This is a genomic window from Pseudidiomarina homiensis, assembly GCF_003987225.1.
Classification (GTDB): domain Bacteria; phylum Pseudomonadota; class Gammaproteobacteria; order Enterobacterales; family Alteromonadaceae; genus Pseudidiomarina; species Pseudidiomarina homiensis.
Window position 1 is genome coordinate 62,111 of record NZ_PIPX01000003.1, and the last position, 24,619, is coordinate 86,729.

A 24,619-nucleotide genomic window follows, 5' to 3' on the forward strand; every position below is an offset into this window, starting at 1 on the left:
TTAATTAATGCTCAAGTGAGCGATACTTTTCACGTAAATGGTTACGCACGCCAATGGCCGTTAAGTTCAAGCCAATAATCACCGTTACCAACAAGAACGAGGTGGCGTAAACCAGCGGACGTGCCGCTTCAACGTTTGGACTCTGGAAACCAACATCATAAATGTGGAAACCTAAGTGCATAAATTTGCGATCCAAATGGAAGTACGGGAAGTTACCGTCCACCGGCAACATTGGCGCCGACTTCACTACACCGACCAACATCAGCGGGGCAACTTCACCTGCGGCACGCGCTACGGCCAAAATCAGACCGGTCATAATTGCCGGTGAGGCCATTGGAATAATAATCCGCCACAAGGTTTCGGCTTTGGTTGCGCCGAGCGCCAAGCTGCCCTCGCGCAGGGTGCTTGGAATGCGCGACAAACCTTCTTCGGTCGAGACAATCACCACCGGCAAGGTCAAAATCGCCAAGGTAATAGCTGCCCACATGACGCCAGGTGTACCAAAAGTCGGACTCGGCAAGGCTTCTGGGTAGAACACTTGGTCAAGTGAGCCACCTACCATGTAGACGAAGAATCCTAGGCCGAATACCCCGTAAACAATCGACGGTACACCCGCCAAGTTAATCACGGCAATGCGTATCAGTCGGGTAATCGCATTTTTACCGGCATATTCGTGCAGATAAATCGCCGCGATAACCCCGAATGGCGTCACGATGACCGACATCAACAACACCATAAACACGGTACCGAAAATAGCCGGGAACACGCCGCCTTCAGTATTCGCTTCGCGCGGGTCTTCGCTGACAAACTTACCAATTTGCACAAAGAAGTGGCCGATCTTCTCGACTAGGTTCATGTCGTTCGGAAAGTACACCGCCAGCATGCGATACATCGGCAGTGTGACTTCAACACCACGCATGTCGCGCATGACCACTTCGTCGCGGCTCGCTTGGTCGCGCAAGGCGAAGAGTTCTTCTTCCAACACTTCGTAATCGTCGCGCAACTGTTGCTCAGCAGCACTAATGCGCGCTTTTTCAGCTTCAGTTAGCTGGCCTTCAAGGTCCAATGCGCGGCGTTCTAAACGCAGCTGGTTAAGCTGATAGTTAATCGCGCCGATTTCGCTGTCTTGCAGGTCTGCGGCTTGCTCGTTGATCTCGACCACGCGTTCAATGCGCTGCTCAAGTACTGCACGAACGTTCTCACCGTTTGCTACCGACTTGCCGTTTTCGAGCACATCGACCACATAACCATAAAAGTTACCGTCTTTCGAGCGTTCGAGCTTCGCCAAGTCCGCAGGTGTTTCATCGCGCACGATTTGCGGCTCGAGTACCCAAGTAAAGTCCAACGGTACGTATTCACGGTTACCGATTTTGATCAACCAACGATCGAGCGCTACTTCGTTGAAGTCGTCCAGCTGCACACCTGATTCCTTCAGTCGTTCCAGCGGAATCGTTTCAGTGTCGTAGACTTCACCAATAATGGTCGAAATCGAACCATCATTCGCCCGCACGTCCATCTCATGAATTTGTGCTGGCCAGAAGAATGACAGACCACGCCAACCAATCAGAATCAGCAGCCCGATAACCGCGATCAGACTGATACTCACAGAACCTGCGGTGAGCCAAATCCAGGGTTTTCCTGAGTTAAACCATTGCTTCATGGAAATCCTCTCGCTTACATCGAGCTGTATTTATCGCGTAGACGCTGACGAACAAGTTCGGCCACCGTGTTGAACGCGAAGGTGAAAACAAAGAGCACAAAGGCTGCTAAGAAAAGAATGCGGTAATGCGAGCTGCCAACTTCAGACTCTGGCATTTCAACGGCAATGTTGGCCGAAAGCGTACGCATACCTTCAAAGATATTCCAATCCATAATCGGTGTGTTACCGGTGGCCATGAGAACGATCATCGTCTCGCCAACGGCACGACCTAAGCCCATCATAACTGCCGAGAAGATCCCCGGACTCGCCGTGAGCAACACCACCTTGGTTAAGGTTTGCCAAGTGGTCGCACCTAGAGCTAACGAGCCATTCGACAAGTGTTTTGGCACGCTAAATACCGCATCTTCGGCAATCGAGAAAATGGTTGGGATAACCGCGAAGCCCATGGCAATACCCACCACCAACGAGTTGCGCTGGTCAAAGGTGATGCCAAGCTCATTGGTCAGGTACTGACGCACGTTGCCGTCGAATAACACATTCTCGATAACCGGCGACAATTGGAACGACAACCAACCAACGAAGGCCACCAAGGGCACCAAAACCAACGCCGCACTACCATCGGTTAAGCGTGAGCGAATGACCTGCGGAAGTACCGAGCTGAGCATGGCGAACAAGATTATCGACAGCGGCACCAACACAATAACCGCAATGATCCCCGGTAAATAGGCCTCCACCAACGGAGCCAGCCAGAGACCTGCCAAGAATCCTAGAATAACGGTCGGCAGTGCCTCCATGATTTCCACTGTCGGTTTCACCACTTTACGCACGCTCGGTGACATAAAGTAAGCAGTGTAAACGGCCGCTGCAAGACCAATGGGCACCGCGAACAACATCGCATAGGCCGCGGCTTTAATGGTACCGAACGAGATCGGTACTAAGCTGAATTTAGGCTCGAAGTCGTCTGAGCCTGAGGTCGACTGCCACACATAGTCCGGCTCCGGATAACCCTCATACCAAACTTCTTGCCACAGGCCGCTCCACGTTACCTCTGGATGTTCGTTGCTAAGCTCAAAAACATGCAGTTGCTGCCCTTCGCGCATCAATAGGGTGTTTGCGCGCGGGTCAATCACCAAGTTTTGAGCTTTGAACGCATCCGGATGACCGCGATAAAGCTCAGCTTCAGAAGTGGTGTGAAAGACGCCCACCTCGCCGTTTTCGGCAATGGTGTAGAAGGTGCGACGATAGTATTCAACAACGATTTCAGTGATGGCACTTTCAGCCGCTTGGAAATCGCGAATAAACTGATAGCGACGGCCATCATCGCCAGCCACTTCAAACCACTGAGTGATTTTACCGTTGGCATGGCCAAACAATACCGAACTAGCGCCGGCCAATAAGCTCATCGAGGTGACTTCACCAAACCGACGGCTGTCAACATTGATCAGCTGACGTTCCTTCACGGTACCCGTGCGGGTCACATCGAACACCCAGAAGCGATTATTCTGGCGTACCATCACTTGGCGCAAGTCTGGCGTCACAAGCAGTTGATCAACGCCACCGTTAATCGGCAGTTCGCTTACTTTCGACTCCATTTCGACGGCGCCACTAAGAAAGTTACGCTTCGCCTGCATGAAATTTACGAACACGCGGCCTTCGGCACTCTGTGCAGCAAATAACTTTGACTCACCATCGTACTCGTAGGCAAGTTTAACAATGTCCTGATCCTGCGGATCCACTTGCAACAGCTCGCGCGCGTCGAGTTCAACTTCGCGCGGTTCTACAAACATTTCACCGTCAATAAAGCGGCTCGAGAATTTCGGCTCGATAATGCGCACAGCACCGCCAGGAACGGCAAACGCATAGCGGTTATTTTGTGGCTGCGTTTTGGTAAATGCCGTCGGCTTTTGCGCGGTTACCGCGGTACGCATGAGCTCTTTACCAGGCTCCCATTCGGTACCCTTTTTCGCGCGTAAAGCAAAGTAGACGAGTTCGCCATCTGCGGTAAATTGATAACCAATTTCCGATTGCTCTTCCATGCCCATTGCCACTACATTTTCGGCTGGTGTTTGGAAACTACGCTGATGGTTAATTTCAACGCCACGGAAAATCGGCTCAATAACATAGAGCAGATAGAAGAAGATGAGCAACAATGCGACTAAAACCATCACGCCGCCTAGGCTTACGCCCCAGCGCGCCGCGCGATCTTTAATCAGTCGATAATTGCTGGCTCCCAAAGAGGGTTTTGCTGCCGCCATCATAACCTCGAGTGGTTGTGCAAGTTAGAAATTTCATTGCGCGCAGTATAGTAGAAAAGTATGACAGTATTGTTACAGCACCGTCATAAAACTGAAATTTTTGGAAAACTGCTGGCCGAGATTTGGGTAGCCCGTGGTTTTACCACGGGGATTCTCGATTTCAACGATAATGGTCAAAACGTCAGATTTGACCCGTGGTAGAACCACGGGCTACCACCAGCGCAAAAAAAACGCTGTTCGCTTTTTCAAACAGCGAACAGCGACTAGCAAACAGCGCTCTTTCTTAGTTCAAGCCGAGCTTTTCTAGCTCTTGCTCAACGACAACTTTCGGTAGTGGAATGTAACCGTCTTTGTCAACAATGACCTGACCAGCTTTCGACAGCACCATTTTCAAAAACTCTGCAGTGGCTGGATCAAGCGGCTTGTTCGGATGCTTGTTAACGTAAACGTACAAGAAGCGCGAGAGTGGGTACTTACCAGCAAGCGCATTTTCTGTGGTTGCGTCTACATATTCAGCACCTTCTTCAACCGCCAAAGGTACAGTTTTCACACCAGAAGTAAGGTAACCGATACCTGAGTAACCAATCGCATTCAACGACGTTGAAACCGACTGTACTACTGATGCAGAACCGGGTTGCTCATTGACGTTGGCACGGAAGTCACCGTCACACAACGCGATTTCTTTGAAGTAACCGTAGGTACCTGATACTGAGTTACGACCATACAACTGCAAGTCGCGGTTACCCCAGCTACCAGTCAAACCTAAGTCGCCCCAGCGCTGTACTTGCTCAGTAGCGCCACACAAACGGGTGTTACTGAATACCGCGTCGAGCTGGGCAATGGTCATGCCTTCGATTGGGTTATCTTTGTGTACAAAAACCGCCAAAGCATCAATCGCTACGCGTACTGGTGTTGGCTTGTAGCCGTGACGTTTTTCAAAAGCTTCGATTTCTTTCGATTTCATACCACGGCTCATCGGGCCGAAGTTTGAAGTGCCTTCAGTTAACGCTGGTGGCGCAGTTGACGAGCCAGCAGCTTGAATTTGCATGTTTACGTTCGGGTACAGACGTTTAAATTCTTCTGCCCAAAAGGTCATCATGTTGGCGAGTGTGTCAGAACCAACAGAAGAAAGGTTGCCAGAAAGACCACTTACTTTCTCGTATTCAGGGAGGTTGTCAGTCGCTTTTTGGGCGTGGGCAGAGGTTGCTACCAAGCCAGCTACGCTTAAAGCAAGAAGTACTGATTTAACTTTCATAATGACTCCAAGTGTCAGTGCTAAGGTCAGTGCCAAAAATAGTGGATTAAAACTTAGCTTTGCTTAATGAACACTGGGAATTTTAGTAGGTCAATGTGACACTTTGATGACAACTTCTATTTATTTGTCATATTTCTGCCACTTTTTTGTCATGCTTAGGCGGGCGTAATGACCAACTCTTCCGGAACGCGCACGCTGAAGGTGGAACCGCGCCCGACCACAGAATCAATGGTTAGCTTGCAATGATGGTTTTCCACGGCTTGCTTCACAATGGCAAGACCAAGCCCAGAACCACCTTTACTGCTGTTGCGATCTTTATCGATGCGATAGAAACGTTCAGTCAACAAAGGAATGTGCTCGGCAGGAATACCTGGGCCATTATCGGTAACACTGAACTCCATTTGTTTACCCACCGGCCGCCAGCGCACAGTGATTTTGCCGCCTGGTTGCGTGTAATGAATGGCGTTGGTCACTAAATTGGCAAACACACTACGTAGCTCGTCTTCACGACCATACATACTTTGTGCGGCAATCTCGAAGTGTAGCTCATGCTGTTTGGTTTGATTAAGCTGCTCGGTATCTTGTTGGATGCGGCGTAACAGGTCAGGCACCGCAACCGCCCGCTCAAAAATATCACCACGAGCTGAGTCGATACGCGATAACGACAGCAGTTGGTCAACCAAGTTGCGCATACGCTTTGACTGCCCGCTCATATCGGTTACTGCTTTTTGCATTAATGCCGGCGGCATTGCACTGACGTCATCATCCAGCATTTCAAGGTAGCCTTGAATCACCGTCAATGGTGTTTTTAATTCATGGGAAACATTAGCAACGAAGTCTTTACGCATCTGCTCTAATCTGCGTAGCTGTGTTACATCACGCGCCATTAGTAGATACTGATCTTCGCTGTAGGGCATCACACGAACTTCAAGTTCTATGTCTTCACGTACCGGTGATGGCAAATACATTGCTTCGCTAAAATCACCTTTTTGCAGGTAAGCGATAAACTCGGGGTGACGAATCAAGTTGGATAACCGAATACCGGTGTCGGCAGGCCACTTTAAGCCGAAATAGAATTGCCCAAGCTTGTTACACCAAATCAATCCGCCGTCACGACGAAACACGATGGCAGCATCTGGAATTGCTTCAGAAGCTTCACGGAAACGGCGCAAGATGCGCGCTAAGGCGCGACGCCGTTGCTGACTGCGCCGCTGGGTGCGGTAAATACCATCGTAGATATAGCTCCAGCTGCCTGGCGCGCTTGGCGGCAACATAGTGCGACGGTGCCAAAGCCAATCCACCAACTTGTATTGATAGAAATAGTGCCAAGCCAGAATCCCTAACAGGCCAAGGCTCAATACTTGCCACAAATAACCAAACAGCCAGCCAAGCACAGCTAAAGGCACGACATACCAAAGGAAGCCGCGCAGAATAAACACTGCGGAAAAACGCTTATCCATTGAGCCCTACCCTTGCGGTCGCCACTGCTTTAGCGTGGCGAGAATCGATAGCCCACACCGCGCACAGTTTGCACCAAGCGGTCATGGCCATGCATTTCGATGGCTTTACGTAAACGGCGAATATGGACATCCACGGTACGGTCTTCAACGTAGACATTCGTGCCCCAAACATTATCGAGGAGTTGCTCACGACTATACACGCGATCAGGGTGTGTCATAAAGAAGTGAAGCAATTTAAATTCTGTCGGCCCCATATCAAGGCGATCATTAAAGGCACTCACACGATGTGAAATGGGGTCTAATTTTAAGCCTTCGATTTCAAGAGGTTCATCCAAAACGGTAGGCGATACTCGGCGAAACACCGCACGCATACGGGCCATCAATTCTTTCGGCGAAAATGGCTTGGTAATATAGTCATCGGCGCCCACTTCGAGGCCGCGCACTTTGTCTTCTTCTTCGCCGCGAGCCGTCAGCATAATAATCGGAATACTGCGGGTAAAGTCATCGCTTTTCAGCTTCTTCGCTAACTGAATGCCTGAGCCACCCGGCAACATCCAATCGAGTAGAATCATATCGGGGAACGGTTCAACAATTTTCTCTAAAGCAACTTGATAGTCGTTCGCTTCAACCGCTTGATAACCATGCTGCTCCATGACAAAGCTGAGCATTTCGCGAATCGGCGCTTCATCTTCAACAATCAGAATTTTTCGTGACATCGTGCTTCACCTAGTCGTTTTTAAGCAGCGTCATTATTACGTTACTTTATGACAGTTTTATGAATCTACGACATTTTTGTGAAAATTACTGCAATTGGATGTCAAGCCACACTAGACGGTGATCCGAAGAACGCTCACGGTCGGCGACCAAGTCCGCTTTCGCTTCGGCATTGGTGGGCCAAAACACACCGCCGTCGATAATACGAATGCCATAGCTAGACGGCAATACATAGTCCGCCCTTTTACGCCAACCTGCAGTATGCTGCGCCGCCAATGGATTGTCCGGAGTATGCGCCTTGCCACCCGCACTCTTAGGTACAAAATCACCTTGTACAGCTGGATGTTCGAGCAATTGCTCGATAGTGCCCGGCACGTTATCCGTACTTTCAATCGAGGCATTCAAATCACCCGCAATGATAAAACGCTGCTCTTCAAGTAAGCCGCCACGACGACCTTGATCATCGTAGATATATTGGGTTTCGAGGTCACTAAGGTACTCGTGCCAAAAACGCACTTCGTCATGGTTCCGACGACCGTTGCGATTTTCGTCGCCGTCAAACACCGGCGGCGTCGGATGGCTTACCAGCAAATGTAACGGGTACCCGTCAACGTCGAGCATAACATCCCAATGAGACTTCGAGCTCAACGGCATTTGAGCCCAAGCAGTTGCGCTGTACCAAGGCTCATGGGTATTCGGTACTAACGGCTGCAAGGCACCCGGCAAGTCGCGCCATTTAAAAAATTGAAAGGTCCGCGTCGCCGCCTGATCAATCGGGTATTTCGATAGTACCGCCATGCCGTATTGACCTTCATAGTTGCCATAGCCCCAGGCGTCGTCGCCCACGCCGCTCGCTTCACCATCGCGATTAAGGTCAAATGGACTCGCTCGGCCCGTATTCACCGGGGCGATAAAACTGTGCGGATAATCGATCGGAGCCTCACCATTCTGACTGACGGCCAAGAATTCCTTGCGAAAGATCTCCAGCACCTGTGCATCAGGTAGGTAGTCAAATTCGTTCAAGACGATGATGTCTGGTCGCACATGTTGAATAATTTCGGCGATGGCACGAACCTGCGGATGTTGCTGTGCAAGAGCGGCAGGCAAAGCTTGCGCCCCCTCACTTTGCCATTTTTCCGCCGGCAGGTAATTCGATGCATCCATACTGACATTAAAAGTAGCAACCCGGAGCGTAACCGGCGGTTTAGAATTTTTTTTCGGCACATCACACCCATTTAAGAAAAAAGCGAATAAAGCTACAACACCGAACAGAATAGGCTTCATAGACATTCCTGCAACATTTGAAGAGCCGCTGAGACATATTTTTACTGTATTAGTTCCACTTTATCGGTGCAATTACGAGCAAAGTTGATTAAAATACTGTCACATTTTTGACACACGCAAGTGTTATAAAAGCGTACACAAAATTCACAAGGCTCAACATCAAGCGGTATTGCCTTTCAAGATTTTTTTTAAACCACAACCCAGGAAATTAAGAAAGATGAGTACATCTCTGCGATTTTCGCGCACCGCAAGTGCCGTCGCGATTGCCTTAGGCTTTGCCTCAGCAACAGCGGTAGCACAAGACACCTCAGCTTCAATGCGAGGCGAGATTCTTGGACCACAAGGTAGCGGCGCAGCCAATACCACTGTTGTCATCGAACACGTACCATCAGGTAGCCGCACCCAGGTGAACACTGACGGTAACGGTAGCTTCATCGCTAGCGGTTTACGTGTTGGTGGTCCTTACCGCATCACTATCGATTCAGACGTGTATCAAGACGCACAGTATTCAGAAGTGTTCTTGAAGCTGGGCGAAACATTCCGCCTGAATGCACAACTTGAAGCAGCAAACGTTGAACGCATTAGCGTTACGGGTCAGGCTATCAACTACGCACAGTTGAATAACGGCTCAAGCAGCTCGTTTGGTGAAGAGCAAATCGAGTCATTGCCTACCTACAGCCGTGACTTGAAAGAAATCGTTCGTTTGAACCCACTTGCTACGCAGTTGGGCGACGGTGATCAGTTAGTTGTTGCGGGTAACAACCCGAAATACAACTCAATCACTGTTGATGGCATCAACCAGAACGATGACTTCGGTTTGAACAACAACGGTTATCCAACCCAAGGTTCACCGATTTCAATCGACGCGATCGAGCAGATCACTGTTGATGTTGCACCTTTCAACGCCAAAGACACCAACTTTACCGGTGCTAAAGTTAACGCGGTAACCAAGTCGGGAACCAACGAGTTAACTGGCTCAATCTTCTATCAGTACACCAGCGACAGCTTGGCTGGCGACGCAGAAGCTTCTAAGTACGACGAAGATGCGTTACCACCAAATGTTGACTACGAAGAGAAAACTTTAGGTTTCGGTCTTGGCGGCCCAATCATTAAAGATAAATTGTTCTTCTACGTGAACTATGAAACCCAAGACGAAAGCAATGCACCTTACCGTGGTCCTATCGGTTCAGATGCAGCGAACATCGCCAACATCACTACCGAAGAACTCAACGAAGTTCTTGATATCGCGCGTAACGTCTACGGCTTAACTGACGCACAGCTTGGCGGCTGGAACATTCCAGCAGACGAAGAAGATAACAAACTTCTCGTGAAACTTGACTGGAACATCAGCAACGAGCACCGTGCAGCCTTTACTTATCAGCGCACTGACGGTAACTCGATTCGTAACCAATACGGCGGTGACGGCACATTGACCTTGTCATCAAGCTGGTACAACAATGAGCAAATCCTTGACGCTTATGCGGTACAGGTTTACTCAAACTGGAGCTCAAACTTCTCGAGCGACATTAAACTTTCACACAAAAACGTCGAAGCGATTCAAGACCCTTTGAACGGTCGCACCATGGGTATGGTTACCGTGGAAGTTGGCGGTCGTAACGCGATCGAATTTGGTCCTGACTATTCACGTCACGCCAACGAAGGCGAGAACACCACTATCGAATTCCAAGCAAACGGTGAATACCTGCTTGGTGACCACGCGATTGGTTTCGGTTATGCCTTCTCTGAAACCGACATCTATAACTTGTTCGTACAGAACGCTTTAGGTTCATGGGAATTCGACAGCATCGAAGATTTCCGCAACCGTGAAGCGGGTGACTTCTATTATGCTGGAAGTTTAACTGGCGATATTAATGATGCCGCAGCAAACTTCACCCAGGGCACACAAGCACTGTATATCCAAGATACATGGCAACCAACTTGGGATCTTGAGGTTATGTTTGGTGTGCGCTATGAGCGCATGCACGCTGAAGACAAACCTATCTATAACCCAAATTTTGCAGCGCGTTATGGTTTCGCCAATACTGAAAACTTAGATGGCAAAGACTTGATCCTTCCGCGCGTCGGTTTTAACTATCAATTGACCGATGACACTAAACTACGTGGCGGGTTTGGTCGCTACGCTGGTGGCCGGCCAAATGTTTGGGTATCTAACTCATACACCAATAATGGGATGACTTTCTCGCAGTTTGACCGTTACTTGGCCGATGTTCCTTGGTCGGTATTCTTCGACAACGTTGATCCAACTCAAGTACCACAAGAAGTCCAAGACGGCTTGCTTGCAGATGGTTATGTCAACGCAATTGACCCTGATTTCGACCTACCTTCTGATTGGCGCGGAAGTTTAGCTGTTGACTTCAACAACCTTAGCATCCCAGTGCTTGGTGATGATTGGTTTGCGAGCGTTGAGTACATCTACACTCGTCGTAAAGATGACGTGCAGTGGAAAGACTTAACCCGTGTACCATTGTTAGACGAAAATGGTGACCCACGTACCACCGTTGACGGCGGTCGTATTCTCTACGTTGTTGACGACCCGCTTGATAACCACACGCCTAGCGGTGTGGGTGATCATGGCTTCGTGCAACGTTATGACCTCATGTTAACTAACGGTGACGGTGGCAAAAGCCAAATCTTCACGACAACCCTTGGTAAAGCATGGGATAACGGCTTAAGTATGCGTGCCAGCTACACCAACCAAGACATTCAAGAAGCGGTTGCAGGTAGTTCAAGTACTGCACTGTCAAACTATCGTTATCCGGTAGCATTGGATCGTCAGAATGTTCGTCCTGGTACAGCATCTTACCAAGTCGAGCACCGCTTCATGGCGGACGTAACCTATAAGACTGAAATCTTCAACGGTTACACGTCGACTTTCGGTCTATTCTGGGAACGCTACTCTGGTCGTCCTTGGGGCTACGTTTACGACAGCTACGGCGACGTAAGCTTTGGTAACCAACCGTTTGGTCCTTTGGGTCGCTCATCAGTTTACTTGCCATATATTCCAACCGGCGCTGATGACTCAGCAGTTGCATATGAAGACGGCTTTGGTTACGACCAACTTATGGAGTATCTCCAACGCGCAGGCCTAACAGGTTACGAAGGCCAGTACTTGCCACGTAACACTGAGCGCGGTCCATGGACCACTAACTTGGACTTCAAATATACCCAAGAGCTTCCTGGGTTTGCTGAAGGCCACAAAGGTGAGTTGTACATTAACGTACGTAACCTGATCGCTATCTTTGATAAAGACGCTGGTCAGAAACACGTATTGCCATACGGTGACAACGTACGTGAATTGGTAAGTGCTCACATCAACGATGACGGCCAATATGTTTACGGTACGCCTTACAACAACCGTGCATTCGACTTGGTCACGCAAGCACCAACTCGCTACCTTCCAGAGCGTTCAACTTGGCAGGCGAAGATCGGTATCCGCTACCGCTTCTAAGCCAGTTGCTAACAACTGGAATGTAAAAAAGTACAGAAATGTACAAAAAGCCCTCGCATTTGCGGGGGCTTTTTTTTAGAATGCGCGCCATATTGCTTTCTTATTTAAGAGATCGCTAATGGACCACGAACGTTACATGCGTCGCGCCCTTGAACTTGCACAGCAAGCCGAAGCTATCGGTGAAGTGCCTGTTGGTGCTGTCGTGGTCGCCAATGACACCATCATTGGTGAGGGCTATAACGAAGTTATTCGCCTCAGTGACCCCTCGGCTCATGCCGAAGCCCAAGCCATTCGCGCTGCTGGGCAATTTCTCAATAATTACCGTTTAGTCGATACCACTCTGTACGTTTCTCTAGAGCCCTGCGCCATGTGTGCCGGACTCATTACGCATGCGCGCATCAAAACCCTAGTGTTCGCCGCGAGCGACCCGCGTACAGGGGCTACTGGAACGGCTATCGAAGTTCTCAACCACGACACCATGAACCATAAAGTCGAGGTAATTAGCGGTGTACTCGAACAAGAGTCAGCTGCGATCTTGCAGGGTTTTTTCCGTAAAAAACGTGAACATGCAAAGAACAAGAAACGTGAAGAAAAAAGTGTGCATTGATTATTTTTTGACTACTATTTCATCAAACTGTCATAGAAGTTGATTAGGATTTGACACCCAATAACGACAATTTGTTCTAACCACAACCCAGGAAAGCAACATCATGTTGAATAATAAACCTAGTCGTATTGCTGCTGCGGTCGCACTCGCCATTGGCTTGTCGGCAACTGCAACGGCGCAAGAAACGTCATCTAGTCTCCGCGGCGTGGTCACCAGTGAGAACACTGGCCAGACTATCGCTAACGCTAACGTGACTTTGCGTGATGAGCGCACGGGCACTAGCACCACTTTAACGGCAAACGCTAACGGCTTATTTTCAGCACGTGGTCTTGCGGTTGGTGGTCCATACACACTTACTGTCACTGACAACCAGGGTAACAGCGAAGTTATCGAAAACGTGTTCCTCACCCTTGGTGAAACTGAAAACGTAAGTGTACAGATTGCCCAGCAAAGTGTTGAGCGTATCGAAGTATCAGGCCGCCGTTTAACCATGACTTCAGGTTCAAGCAGCCCCGCTTCTAACTTTAGCTTGAGCGACCTACAAGAACAGCCAGCAGCGAATCGTGATATCAAAGACGTGGTACAAATTGACCCGCGTATTTACATCAACGAAACCAACGCCCGCGATATTCAATGTGGTGGTGCAAACCCACGTTTTAATAGCTTGACCGTAGACGGTGTGCGCACCAACGACAACTTCGGCTTGAACTCGAGCGGTTATCCAACTGAACGCATGCCTTTCTCTTACGATGCTATCGAACAGGTCGCCGTCGAATTAGCACCGTTTGACGTACAATACGGTGGTTTTACCGCCTGTAACATCAACGCCGTAACCAAATCGGGTGAGAACGAACTGTTTGGTAGCGTGTTCTTCGATTACACCAATGATTCACTGACCGGCGACGAACTTGAAGGCGAGCCTATCAACATTGGTGCTTTCAACGAAAAACGCTACGGTTTCAACGGTGGCGGAGCATTAATTCAAGACAAATTGTTCGCCTTTGTCGCTTACGAGAAGCTTGAAGGTTCTGATACCTTTGACCGCGGTCCTGAAGGTGCAAACGTTGCGACTCCAGTACTTGGCGTCACTCAAGCCGACCTCGACCGTATCGCTGGCATTGCCCGTGACGTTTATGGTTTTGAGCCAGGTGGTTTCCCATCAAGCTTGCCAGTTGAAGATGAAAAATTCTTGGCGAAGATTGACTGGTACATCAATCAAGATCACCGTGCGCAGTTCACTTACAACTACAACGACGGTTATTCGATTGCCGAGTCTGATGGCGATGACGACGAGTTAGAGTTCTCGAACCATTTCTATTCACGTGGTGCTGAGTTCAATTCGTATGTTGCTCAACTTTACTCTGACTGGACTTACAACTTCTCAACCGAGTTACGTGCAGGTTACTCAGAGCTTGAGAATGCTGTTGTTCCTCTTGGCGGTACCGAAGTCGGTGAAGTACAAATCCGTCACAACGGTAACACCATTTATTTAGGTGCTGATGACTCACGTCACTCGAACAAGCTTGCTTATGACACTATGTTCTACAAGCTTTCGGGAACCTATTTGTACAACGACCATACCTTCACGTTTGGTTACGAGTACGAAAGCTACGACGTTTTCAACTTGTTCATTCAAGAATCACAAGGTGAGCATCGCTTTAGCTCAATCGACGACTTCGAAAGTGGTCTAGTGAACCGTATCATCTATGAGAACGCTGCGGGTACCAACAACCCAGACGACGGTGCTGGTCAGTTTAAATACGCGGTGAACACGTTGTACGCGCAAGATGAGTACTACTTCATTGATCACGACCTGACATTAACTTTGGGCTTACGTTACGATTGGTACACCACCAGTGACGCACCTACCCTCAATCAATCGTTCCAAGACACCTATGGCTTCGCAAATACCGCGACCTTAGATGGTGAAGGTTTGATTCAGCCGCGCGTTGGCATGAACTGGGTGGTGAACGACCAGTTAGAACTCCGTGGTGGTTTCGGTCTGTACTCTGGTGGTAACCCGAACGTCTGGTTGTCGAACAACTACTCCAACAACGGTGTCAGCTTGTACGAAGCGAACCGTTTTGGCGTTAACCTGTTTGACCTCGACTATGGCACTGGTAGCCCTATCATCGACATTCCTTTAGAAATGATCGACGAAGTTGCTGAAGCAGCTGGTCGTGGTCCGGTGAACGCACTTGACCCGAACTTTGAAATTCCAAACGAGTGGAAATTCGCATTCGGTGCAACTTACGTCACCGAGAACGACTACGTGTTAATGGCTGACTTCCTACATACGCGTAAGCAAGATGCCGCCATCATCCGTGATTTGCGTGCGGTACAATCAGGTACAGCACCTGATGGTCGTCCGATTTATGCACGTAACGGCTCTGACGCCTTCTTACTTACTAATGTCGACGGTGACGCAGGCGATCAAACCAGTATTAGTTTTGCGATTTCAAAAGAGCACGATTGGGGCTTCGATTGGTCACTTGCCTACGCCTGGAACAAAGCTGAAGACGTTAACCCAATGACCAGCTCTGTGGCGTACTCCAACTACACAAGTGTAGCGACAGCTGACGCCGAGAATCCCGGCATTGCCACCTCGAACTATGAAATTCCGCATCGTTTCACCTTCCGTGGTACGTACACCGCTGAATGGTTAAACGGTTACGATACCAAGTTCAGTGTGTTTGGTTCTGCCAACAAAGGTCGTCCATACAGCTTTACTATGAACGCTCCTGTCGGAGATATTACTCGCGGCCGCTCACTGTTGTACGTACCCGATGGTATGAATGACAGCAACGTGGTTTGGGGTGACGGTCTTAGCGAAGCACAAATCCAAGAGTTCTTAGCTTTCATTCAGGAAGCCGGTCTTGACCAATACGCTGGTGGTATTGCACCTCGTAACGAGTTCAACAGCGATTGGTGGCACAAAGTTGACCTGAAAGTTGAGCAAGAGTTGCCTGGCTTTATGGATGGTCACAAGTCAAGCGTCTACTTTGTGGTTGATAACTTCACCAACATGCTCAACGACGACTGGGGTGTGTTATACGAAGCTAGCTTCCCACGCGCAGTAAACGTTGCGGAAGTTGATATTAACGACCAAAACCAGTGGGTATTCGAAGAAATCAACCCACGCATTAACTCTGTGCAAGGCCGCGCTGGCTCTCCATCACTTTGGAGTGTTCGCTTAGGCTTCCAGTACGACTTCTAAGTTGTACTGACACGTACAAAAAACCCGGCTTTCAAGCCGGGTTTTTTATTGCCTATTGAAGGGTGTCGCTGGTCTTAACCAAGGTAGACACGCGCATTACGGAACATGCGCATCCACGGACTATCCTCGCCCCACTCATCTGGATGCCAGCTGTTGGCGACAGTGCGGAACACGCGCTCAGGGTGTGGCATCATAATCGACACTCGGCCATCAGGCGTGGTTAAACCAGTAATCCCTTCTGGCGAGCCATTTGGATTCGCTGGGTAATGGCTAGCAACACTGCCGTCATTGTTGATGTAACGCATCGCCACCAACCCTTTCCCAGTGATCTCGGCCAGGTTGTTACCCTTGAATTCCGCTCGCCCTTCGCCATGTGACACTGCGATAGGCATTTTCGAACCGGCCATTTCTTTGAAAAACAGCGATGGACTGTCTTGCACTTCGACCATGCTAAAGCGCGCTTCAAAACGCTCAGAGCGGTTGGTCACAAAGTGTGGCCATGCTTCAGCGCCAGGAATCAGCTCACGTAAGTTCGAGAGCATTTGACAGCCATTACAAACACCAAGGGCAAAGGTTTTATCACGCTCAAAAAATGCCGCAAACTGATCGCGCGCTCGGCTATTGAATAAGATCGACTTCGCCCAGCCTTCACCGGCACCGAGTACGTCACCATAAGAGAAACCACCGCAGGCCACGAGACCGTTGAATTTATCAAGACTCACACGACCACTTAGGATGTCGCTCATGTGAACATCGATAGCAGCAAAGCCCGCACGGTCAAATGCGGCGGCCATTTCGACATGCGAGTTCACTCCTTGCTCACGCAAAATCGCAACCACCGGATCACGGCCAGTATTGATGTACGGCGCGGCAATGTCTTCACTGCTGTCGAAAGTTAAATCAGCAAATAAGCCAGTGTCGGACGTCTGTTGCTTCGCTGTAAATTCTTCGTCGGCACACGCCGGATTATCCCGTAAACGCTGCATTTTATGCGTGGTTTCCGCCCAAATGCTGCGGTAATGACTACGTGCGTGTTCAAGTACCACTTGGCCATCGCGGGTAAACTGTACGACATCTTCGTCAGTAACTTCACCGATCACCTGCACTGCGTCAGCTAAGCCAGCTTCAGCGTAGGCGGCTTGGACTTTCTCAACGTCATCGCTGCGAACCTGAATGACTGCCCCTAGTTCTTCATTAAACAATGCTGCCAAGTCATGTTCATGCATGCCATCAAGACGAACATTAACGCCACAGTGACCGGCAAAGGCCATCTCCGCCACGGTAACAAACAAACCACCATCAGAACGGTCATGGTACGCAAGTAGCTTTTTCTCGCGTACTAACTGTTGGGTAGCGGTAAAGAAACCCGCCAACACCTCTGCACTATCAACCGTTGGCGCTGTTTTGCCGAGCTGACGATAGACTTGGGCCAGTGCCGAACCGCCTAAGCGAGCTTTGCCGGCGCCCAAGTCAATCAATAACAACTTGGTCGCACCTTTATCGGTACGCAACTGTGGGGTCAGCGTGCGGCGTACATCGCGCACGCGACCAAAGGCGGTAATAACCAAGCTCAACGGCGCGGTGACGGCTTTATCTTCGCCATTATCCTGCCACTGGGTTTTCATCGACATCGAATCCTTACCCACAGGAATCGTGATCCCTAGCGCTGGGCAAAGCTCCTCGCCCACTGCTTTTACCGCTTCGTAGAGGCCAGCATCTTCACCAGGGTGGCCTGCTGCCGCCATCCAGTTCGCCGAAAGTTTAATGTGTTTTAAGTCGCCAATATCAGCGGCGGCGATATTGGTTAACGCCTCGCCAACCGCCATTTTCGCCGAAGCTGCAAAGTCGAGCAGTGCCAACGGCGTGCGCTCGCCCATCGCCATCGCCTCACCAGCATAACTATCGTAACTTGCCGCGGTAACGGCAACGTCCGCCACTGGGATCTGCCATGGGCCGACCATCTGGTCACGGGCAACCAGGCCTGTAACGGTGCGGTCACCAATGGTAATCAAAAAGGTCTTCTCGGCAATCGCAGGCAAGCGCAATAAACGTTCTGCAGCTTCAGCAAGTTCGATACCTTGCGTATCTAATTCAATCCCTTGCGCACGCTTTGATTGAACGTCGCGATGCATTTTCGGTGGCTTACCAAGCAGCACGTTTAACGGCAGATCAATTGGCGTATCCTTGAAGTGTGCATCGGTCAGTGTCAAATGTTCTTCTTCGGTGGCTTCACCGATGACCGCATAAGGTGCACGTTCACGTTCACAAATTGCCGCAAAGGTTTCCATGTGTTCTGGCGCAATCGCTAGCACATAGCGTTCTTGCGATTCGTTACACCAAATGGCTAAAGGTGACATGCCTGGCTCATCATTCGGCACCTCACGTAATTCGAAGTTGCCGCCGCGACCGCCATCACTCACCAGTTCCGGCATTGCGTTTGACAACCCACCAGCACCCACGTCATGAATAAATGCGATCGGGTTTTTCTCACCGAGCTGCCAACAGCGATCAATGACTTCTTGGCAACGACGCTCCATTTCTGGGTTGTCACGTTGTACCGAAGCAAAATCCAAATCTTCGCTGGAGGTACCTGAGGTCATGGATGAAGCGGCACCACCGCCCAAACCGATATTCATTGCTGGGCCACCGAGTACCACTAACTTGGCACCCACTGGAATCTCGCCCTTCTCGACGTGATTCTCGCGGATGTTACCCATACCGCCAGCAATCATGATTGGCTTATGATAACCGCGAATTTCCTCGCCATTATGGCTGTTAACTTTTTCTTCAAAGGTACGGAAGTAGCCCGTTAGTGCTGGGCGACCGAACTCATTATTGAATGCTGCGCCACCTAACGGGCCTTCGAGCATAATTTCCAGCGCCGTGACAATGCGATCCGGCTTCCCGAAATCTTCTTCCCATGGTTGTTCAAAACCAGGAATACGTAAATTGGAAACACTAAAACCTACTAAACCCGCTTTAGGTTTAGCACCACGACCGGTTGCACCTTCGTCACGAATTTCACCGCCAGAACCGGTAGCTGCACCAGGGAAAGGTGAAATTGCCGTTGGATGGTTGTGCGTTTCGACCTTCATTAGAATATGCACAGGTTCGTGGAAGTAACTGTACTCGCCCGCAGCTGCGGTACCTGCTGGATAAGGATAGAAGCGCCCCGCTTCTGAACCCACCATAACGGCAGCGTTATCTTTGTAGGCCGACAACACATGATCCGGCGTTGCTTCGAACGTGTTTTTAATCATTTTAAACAGCGATTTAAGCTGCTCTTTGCCATCAATTGTCCAATCGGCATTAAAAATCTTGTGGCGGCAATGCTCTGAGTTGGCTTGCGCAAACATGTACAGCTCGATGTCGTTAGGGTTACGCCCTATCGCGCTGAAGTTTTCATACAGATAGTCTATTTCGTCGTCAGCTAAGGCCAAGCCCATGTCGATATTGGCACGTTGCAACGCGTCACGCCCGCCCGCAAGAATATCAACCGATGCCAACGGAGCTGGTTCGGCAGCGACAAACAATGCCTCAACTGCTTGCAGGCTCGGCATCACGGTTTCCGTCATGCGATCGTGCAAAACAGCCTCGGCCTGCGCTACCTGTTCAGTGGTGAATTCGCCTTCTAAGTAGTAAGCGATGCCGCGCTCGATGCGGCGGATTTGTGCCAAACCACAATTGTGCGCAATATCTGTAGCCTTGGATGACCACGGCGAAATCGTCCCCTGACGTGGCGTCACTACCAGTAAGCGCCCTTCTGGTAAGTGCTGCGCTAGTGCCGGACCATAGGTCAGTAGTTTTTTCAGCACATGCCGATCGGCTTCATCAAGCGCACCTTTAACGTCAACAAAGTGCATGTATTCGGCATAAATATCGCGTACAGGCACATTAGCTTGTTGTAAGCGTTGCAGTAACTTTTCCGTTCGGAATTCAGATAGGGCTGGGGCGCCGCGTACTATCTCCACAGATCATTCTCCAGATTGGCATTGGATGGCAATTACGACTTTTCGCAGCCGCGTATTATAAAGGTTTAATCTTCTTTTTCACACAACCGGAACCATTTCTGTCGGCGGTCATTTAACAAGTGGCGTTTCTTTCGTAACCATGCTCGACGACGAGCATGCGGGACTAACCGTTTTGTTGTTCGCATTATGGGGCCTTATCGCCACTCCCAGTTGGAAGTGAAATATCTAGGGGTTGAGCTGGGATGCGTCCTCGTTCATCCAACCAAACCAACGTATCGTAGTAGCGACGAATGTTTCCTACGTATCGCACTGGCTCATCACCGCGAGCAAACCCATAGCGAGTCTGACGGTAATATTTTTTCTGTCGTAATAAGGGTAGTCGTTTGCGCACATCGATCCAGCGATCAGGATCAGCACCTTGACGCTCGGTCAATACGCGTGCGTCCTCTAAATGTCCGTAACCAATATTGTAGGCCGCCAACGCAAACCACGTGCGGTCAGGCTCTGGAATACGTGCTGGAATGGTATCGAGCATGCGCTCAAAATAGCGTGCGCCACCACGAATACTTTCTTCTGGATTCAGGCGGCTCGTCACACCCATGGCTTCAGCCGTTGGCAGGGTAAGCATCATTAAGCCACGCACACCGGTCGGTGACACGGCTCGTGGATTCCATAAACTTTCTTGATACGAAATTGCCGCCAACAAACGCCAATCAAGTCGCCCGGAGTGTTCAACAAAGAAGTCACGATATTTGGGTAAGGTCGTCTGCACTGCGTCAATAAAAAAGCTCGTATCGACGTAATTAAACTGCGAAACATGACCAAAATGTCTATCGACCAGTTGTGCCAGTTCTCCCGATGCGCGCAATTCACCAAAAAAGCGAATGACCTCTGCATACAAAGAGCCATCACGGCCAGGCGCCAGCATCCAGCTGATGTCTAAGTCTTCACGTACGGTGAACGCAACACTAATGTTGGGGAAGTAACGCCGTTGCATATCCAGAATATTGCTGTCGGCAATGGTAAAGGCGATTTCACCTTCAATCACCGAGCGTAGTAGTTCAGTGGCGTCGTGCTCATTGGTCGCCCGCCATTCCAGGTTGGGGTAATTCTTGCCATTGCGTTGCAACCAATCATGGTGACTACTACCGGCAACCACAACCACTTCGCCGTCTACTTGTGACCAATCACGCGGGCGATCACGCGAGCCTTGACGATAAACCAAACGTTGTGCGACTTCTTGATAAGGAGGACCGAAACGATAGCGCCGATCACGTCGTGGCGTGCGATCTAAGCCAGCAGCAACAACATCGACTTGCGCCTGATCGAGCAGCGTGAAAAGGTCATTAACGTTGTAGCGTGAAACCACTTCGAGCTCGACGTCGAGTTGCTCGGCAAAAGTAGCGGCGAGGGCATATTCGAGGCCGCCCTCGCTTTCTAAGTCATGGTAGTAGGTGGTAGGCCCTAACAGCGTTCCCACTCGCAGCACGCCCCGCTCTTTGATTTCACTAAGGTGGTCCGGCTGCGGTTGCGGCGCGCAGCCAGCCAGTAGCAAAATTGCTAACAAGGCGAGCCAACGCACCATTCTACTTACTCCCACTCGATGGTGGCTGGAGGTTTACCTGAGATGTCATAGACCACCCGTGAGATGCCATCGATTTCGTTGATGATGCGGTTGGAGACTTTTTCCAATAGTTCATAAGGTAAATGTGCCCAACGTGCGGTCATAAAGTCAATAGTTTCGACCGCGCGCAGTGCAATCACCCAATCGTATTTACGGGCGTCACCCATCACACCAACCGAACGCACCGGCAAGAACACCGCAAATGCTTGGCTTACGTCGTGATAAATACCTGCGTTGCGAAGCTCAGAGATGAAAATGTGATCGGCACGACGCAATAGATCGCAGTACTCTTTTTTCACTTCCGCCAGAACGCGTACGCCAAGACCTGGTCCTGGGAACGGGTGGCGATACAGCATGTCGTACGGCAAGCCAAGCTCGAGCCCGATCTTACGTACTTCGTCTTTAAACAATTCGCGTAACGGCTCAACCAGCTCAAGCTTCATATCTTCAGGCAGTCCGCCGACGTTATGATGCGACTTAATCACATGGGCTTTACCGGTTTTCGAGCCAGCTGACTCAATCACATCCGGATAAATGGTCCCTTGCGCTAAATAGGACACATCGTTAATACGCGTGGCTTGCTCATCAAAAATTTCAATAAACACTCGGCCAATGATTTTGCGTTTCGCTTCTGGATCGTGTTCGCCTGCTAATGCATCAAGAAAACGGTTCTCCGCATCCACGTGAACAATATTGAGTCCGTAGTGGTCGCCGAACATTTCCATTACTTGCTCAGCTTCTTGCCAGCGCAATAAGCCGTTATCCACGAAGACGCAGGTCAGTTGGTCGCCAATGGCGCGGTGCAACAACATAGCAGTGACCGAACTATCGACGCCGCCCGATAAGCCAAGAACAACTTTACCGTTGCCCACTTGCTCACGGATGCGTGCCACTGCGTCATTAATGATGTGTGCTGCGGTCCAGTTGGTTTCGCATTCACAAATCTCGACCACAAAGTGCTCAAGCATGCGCATACCTTGACGGGTATGCGTAACTTCTGGATGGAATTGCACACCGTAGAAGTCACGTGCGTCATCAGCCATCGCGGCAATTGCACAGGTCGGCGTTTGCGCGACAATATGGAAGCCTTCTGGCGCTTCGATGACTTTGTCACCGTGACTCATCCATACGTCGAGTAGCGGATTGCCATTGTCGTGCACCGCATCTTCAATGTGGTGGAACAATGGACAAGGTTCGGTGCGTTCTACTTGCGCATAGCCGAACTCTCGCTCTAACGAGCCTTGTACTTTACCGCCCAGTTGCGCGGCCATGGTTTGCATGCCGTAGCACACACCCAATACTGGCACGCCAGCTTCAAACACATACTCAGGTGCCCGCGGTGAGCCTTCTTCAGTTACCGACTCAGGGCCACCCGACAAAATAATGCCGTTGGGGTTAAAGTTTTTGATGTCTTCGGCGTCTACGTCCCACGCCCAAAGTTCACAATAAACGCCAATTTCACGAATACGACGCGCAATAAGCTGGGTGTACTGTGAACCAAAATCTAAAATCAATATGCGATGCGCATGAATATCTTGCATGTCGGCTTAACCCATTCGGTAGTTTGGAGCTTCTTTAGTGATTTGCACATCGTGCACATGTGATTCGCCCATGCCCGCAGAGGTCACACGAACGAATTGCGGCTTGGTGCGCATTTCTTTGATGGTGGCAGAGCCAGTTAAGCCCATTGCCGAGCGCAAACCGCCCATTTGCTGATGAATAATGGTCGCAATAGGTCCTTTATAGGCGATGCGCCCTTCGATACCCTCTGGTACCAGCTTTTCGGCTTCATTGCTGGCCTGGAAATAACGGTCAGATGAACCATGACGTTGATTCATAGCGCCTAAGCTACCCATACCACGGTACGATTTGTAGTAACGCCCTTGATACAGTTCAACTTCGCCCGGCGATTCTTCAGTACCCGCCAACATGCTACCCACCATCACGCAATCCGCGCCTGCGGCAATCGCTTTGGCGATATCGCCTGAGAAGCGAATACCACCATCGGCAATAACCGGAATACCGGTGCCTTTTAGGGCATCGACAGCATCGCTGATTGCGGTAATTTGCGGCACACCACAGCCGGTAACAATGCGCGTGGTACAAATAGAACCAGGGCCAATACCTACTTTAACAGCATCAACGCCCGCATCGGCCAAGGCTTTTGCACCAGCGCCGGTAGCAACGTTGCCAGCAATCAGTTGTAAGTTTGGATAAACTTTGCGGACATAAGCAACGCGATCAATCACGCCCTGCGAATGACCGTGTGAGGTGTCAATCAACAACACATCGACGCCTGCTTCAGCTAGTGCGGCAATGCGCTCTTCGGTACCAGGACCAACGCCGACCGCAGCGCCAACACGCAAGCGACCTAATTCGTCTTTACAGGCGTTAGGTTTATTTTCAGCTTTAGTGAAATCTTTCAGGGTAATCATACCGCGCAGGTGAAACGCGTCATCGACGACCAAAATCTTTTCGATACGATGTTTATGCATTAAGCCAAGAATTTCTTCGCTTTCCGCACTTTCTTTTACCGTAATCAGGTTGTCTTTTGGCGTCATGATGGTGGCAACACGTTTGCTGTTGTCACTTTCGGCACGCGCATCGCGGCCGGTGATAATTCCGACCAACTCACCGTTGGTTTCGACCACCGGAAATCCATGGAAGCCATGTTCGACACTTAAGGCACGAATTTCGCCAAGGCTTGTGTCCGGCGTGACGGTCACAGGATCAGAAACCATGCCACTTTCGTATTTTTTAACCTTACGAACATGGGCTGCTTGCTCAGCAATGGTCATATTCTTATGAATGAAACCCAGTCCACCTTCTTGCGCCAGCGCAATAGCTAAGGCTGCTTCAGTGACGGTATCCATAGCGGCAGAGACCATTGGAATATTCAGCTCAATACCGCGCGTCAAACGCGTGCGCAGGTCAGCAGTATGAGGTAAAACGGTCGAGTGACCGGGGACGAGTAAAACATCGTCAAAGGTAAGAGCTTCTTGAGCGATTCGTAGCATGGCAACATCCCACTAGCTGAGTTAATGTTGCGGGCAGATTTTACTCGTAAACGGCTTTTCAGTAAACTAATTTTTTTGCTAAACGC

The 24,619-nt window shown here is 50.0% G+C and carries 14 protein-coding genes; 4 read left to right on the plus strand and 10 right to left on the minus strand.

Annotation, left to right across the window (positions count from 1 at the left end):
* Positions 1–4: 4 nt before the first annotated feature.
* Positions 5–1,660 carry a phosphate ABC transporter permease PstA gene (pstA, locus tag CWI70_RS11250; RefSeq protein WP_126773800.1) on the minus strand — a complete coding sequence of 552 codons (1,656 nt, stop codon included), beginning with the start codon at positions 1,658–1,660 and terminating at the stop codon, positions 5–7.
* A gap of 14 nt (positions 1,661–1,674) precedes the next feature.
* Entirely contained in the window at positions 1,675–3,918 is a 2,244-nt protein-coding gene (locus CWI70_RS11255; RefSeq protein WP_420849359.1) for an ABC transporter permease subunit, read from the minus strand.
* A gap of 57 nt (positions 3,919–3,975) precedes the next feature.
* Here CWI70_RS11255 and CWI70_RS12420 point away from each other — a divergent pair, with 57 nt between their 5' ends.
* The gene (locus tag CWI70_RS12420) at positions 3,976–4,116 is read left to right on the plus strand and encodes a hypothetical protein (protein WP_157980900.1); all 141 of its coding nucleotides are present in this window, start codon (positions 3,976–3,978) and stop codon (positions 4,114–4,116) included.
* Positions 4,117–4,198: 82 nt separating this feature from the next.
* On the opposite strand, the gene CWI70_RS11260 is transcribed toward CWI70_RS12420, so the two are convergent.
* The 4 genes from CWI70_RS11260 to CWI70_RS11275 form a co-directional block, all read right to left on the minus strand.
* Positions 4,199–5,170, minus strand: coding sequence for a PstS family phosphate ABC transporter substrate-binding protein (locus CWI70_RS11260; RefSeq protein ID WP_126773804.1), 972 nt, complete (start codon positions 5,168–5,170; stop codon positions 4,199–4,201).
* A 155-nt stretch (positions 5,171–5,325) separates the two neighbouring features.
* Positions 5,326–6,630, minus strand: coding sequence for a phosphate regulon sensor histidine kinase PhoR (phoR, locus tag CWI70_RS11265; RefSeq protein WP_126773806.1), 1,305 nt, complete (start codon positions 6,628–6,630; stop codon positions 5,326–5,328).
* Positions 6,631–6,659: 29 nt separating this feature from the next.
* A complete protein-coding gene (gene phoB, locus CWI70_RS11270; RefSeq protein WP_126773808.1) occupies positions 6,660–7,346 on the minus strand; it encodes a phosphate regulon transcriptional regulator PhoB in 687 nt (228 codons plus the stop codon).
* An 85-nt stretch (positions 7,347–7,431) separates the two neighbouring features.
* On the minus strand, positions 7,432–8,628 hold the full coding sequence (locus tag CWI70_RS11275; protein WP_241967895.1) for an endonuclease/exonuclease/phosphatase family protein: 1,197 nt from the start codon (positions 8,626–8,628) through the stop codon (positions 7,432–7,434).
* 217 nt (positions 8,629–8,845) lie between these two features.
* Between CWI70_RS11275 and CWI70_RS11280 the strand changes: the two genes are divergently transcribed.
* The 3 genes from CWI70_RS11280 (at position 8,846) to CWI70_RS11290 (ending at position 15,921) form a co-directional block, all read left to right on the plus strand.
* A complete protein-coding gene (locus CWI70_RS11280; protein ID WP_126773811.1) occupies positions 8,846–12,097 on the plus strand; it encodes a TonB-dependent receptor in 3,252 nt (1,083 codons plus the stop codon).
* A 118-nt stretch (positions 12,098–12,215) separates the two neighbouring features.
* Positions 12,216–12,704, plus strand: a complete 489-nt coding sequence (tadA, locus tag CWI70_RS11285) for a tRNA adenosine(34) deaminase TadA (protein WP_126773813.1) — start codon at positions 12,216–12,218, stop codon at positions 12,702–12,704.
* 103 nt (positions 12,705–12,807) lie between these two features.
* Entirely contained in the window at positions 12,808–15,921 is a 3,114-nt protein-coding gene (locus CWI70_RS11290; RefSeq protein ID WP_198677700.1) for a TonB-dependent receptor, read from the plus strand.
* A gap of 74 nt (positions 15,922–15,995) precedes the next feature.
* Here CWI70_RS11290 and purL read toward each other — a convergent pair whose 3' ends face one another.
* From purL to guaB, 4 genes are all read right to left on the minus strand, one after another.
* Entirely contained in the window at positions 15,996–19,892 is a 3,897-nt protein-coding gene (gene purL, locus CWI70_RS11295; RefSeq protein WP_126773817.1) for a phosphoribosylformylglycinamidine synthase, read from the minus strand.
* 184 nt (positions 19,893–20,076) lie between these two features.
* Positions 20,077–21,477 carry a membrane-bound lytic murein transglycosylase MltF gene (gene mltF, locus CWI70_RS11300; RefSeq protein WP_126773819.1) on the minus strand — a complete coding sequence of 467 codons (1,401 nt, stop codon included), beginning with the start codon at positions 21,475–21,477 and terminating at the stop codon, positions 20,077–20,079.
* A gap of 5 nt (positions 21,478–21,482) precedes the next feature.
* Positions 21,483–23,057 carry a glutamine-hydrolyzing GMP synthase gene (gene guaA, locus CWI70_RS11305; protein WP_126773821.1) on the minus strand — a complete coding sequence of 525 codons (1,575 nt, stop codon included), beginning with the start codon at positions 23,055–23,057 and terminating at the stop codon, positions 21,483–21,485.
* A gap of 6 nt (positions 23,058–23,063) precedes the next feature.
* Positions 23,064–24,533, minus strand: coding sequence for an IMP dehydrogenase (gene guaB, locus CWI70_RS11310; RefSeq protein ID WP_126773823.1), 1,470 nt, complete (start codon positions 24,531–24,533; stop codon positions 23,064–23,066).
* Positions 24,534–24,619: the final 86 nt, after the last annotated feature.

Coding starts and splice junctions, on each gene's coding strand:
- CWI70_RS11290 (WP_198677700.1), top strand. CDS start 12,808: ATGTTGAATAATAAACCTAGTCGTATTGCTGCTGCGGTCGCACTCGCC.
- tadA (WP_126773813.1), top strand. CDS start 12,216: ATGGACCACGAACGTTACATGCGTCGCGCCCTTGAACTTGCACAGCAA.
- CWI70_RS11280 (WP_126773811.1), top strand. CDS start 8,846: ATGAGTACATCTCTGCGATTTTCGCGCACCGCAAGTGCCGTCGCGATT.
- phoR (WP_126773806.1), bottom strand. CDS start 6,630: ATGGATAAGCGTTTTTCCGCAGTGTTTATTCTGCGCGGCTTCCTTTGG.
- pstA (WP_126773800.1), bottom strand. CDS start 1,660: ATGAAGCAATGGTTTAACTCAGGAAAACCCTGGATTTGGCTCACCGCA.
- CWI70_RS12420 (WP_157980900.1), top strand. CDS start 3,976: ATGACAGTATTGTTACAGCACCGTCATAAAACTGAAATTTTTGGAAAA.
- phoB (WP_126773808.1), bottom strand. CDS start 7,346: ATGTCACGAAAAATTCTGATTGTTGAAGATGAAGCGCCGATTCGCGAA.
- CWI70_RS11255 (WP_420849359.1), bottom strand. CDS start 3,918: ATGATGGCGGCAGCAAAACCCTCTTTGGGAGCCAGCAATTATCGACTG.
- guaB (WP_126773823.1), bottom strand. CDS start 24,533: ATGCTACGAATCGCTCAAGAAGCTCTTACCTTTGACGATGTTTTACTC.
- CWI70_RS11260 (WP_126773804.1), bottom strand. CDS start 5,170: ATGAAAGTTAAATCAGTACTTCTTGCTTTAAGCGTAGCTGGCTTGGTA.
- CWI70_RS11275 (WP_241967895.1), bottom strand. CDS start 8,628: ATGAAGCCTATTCTGTTCGGTGTTGTAGCTTTATTCGCTTTTTTCTTA.
- guaA (WP_126773821.1), bottom strand. CDS start 23,057: ATGCAAGATATTCATGCGCATCGCATATTGATTTTAGATTTTGGTTCA.
- mltF (WP_126773819.1), bottom strand. CDS start 21,477: ATGGTGCGTTGGCTCGCCTTGTTAGCAATTTTGCTACTGGCTGGCTGC.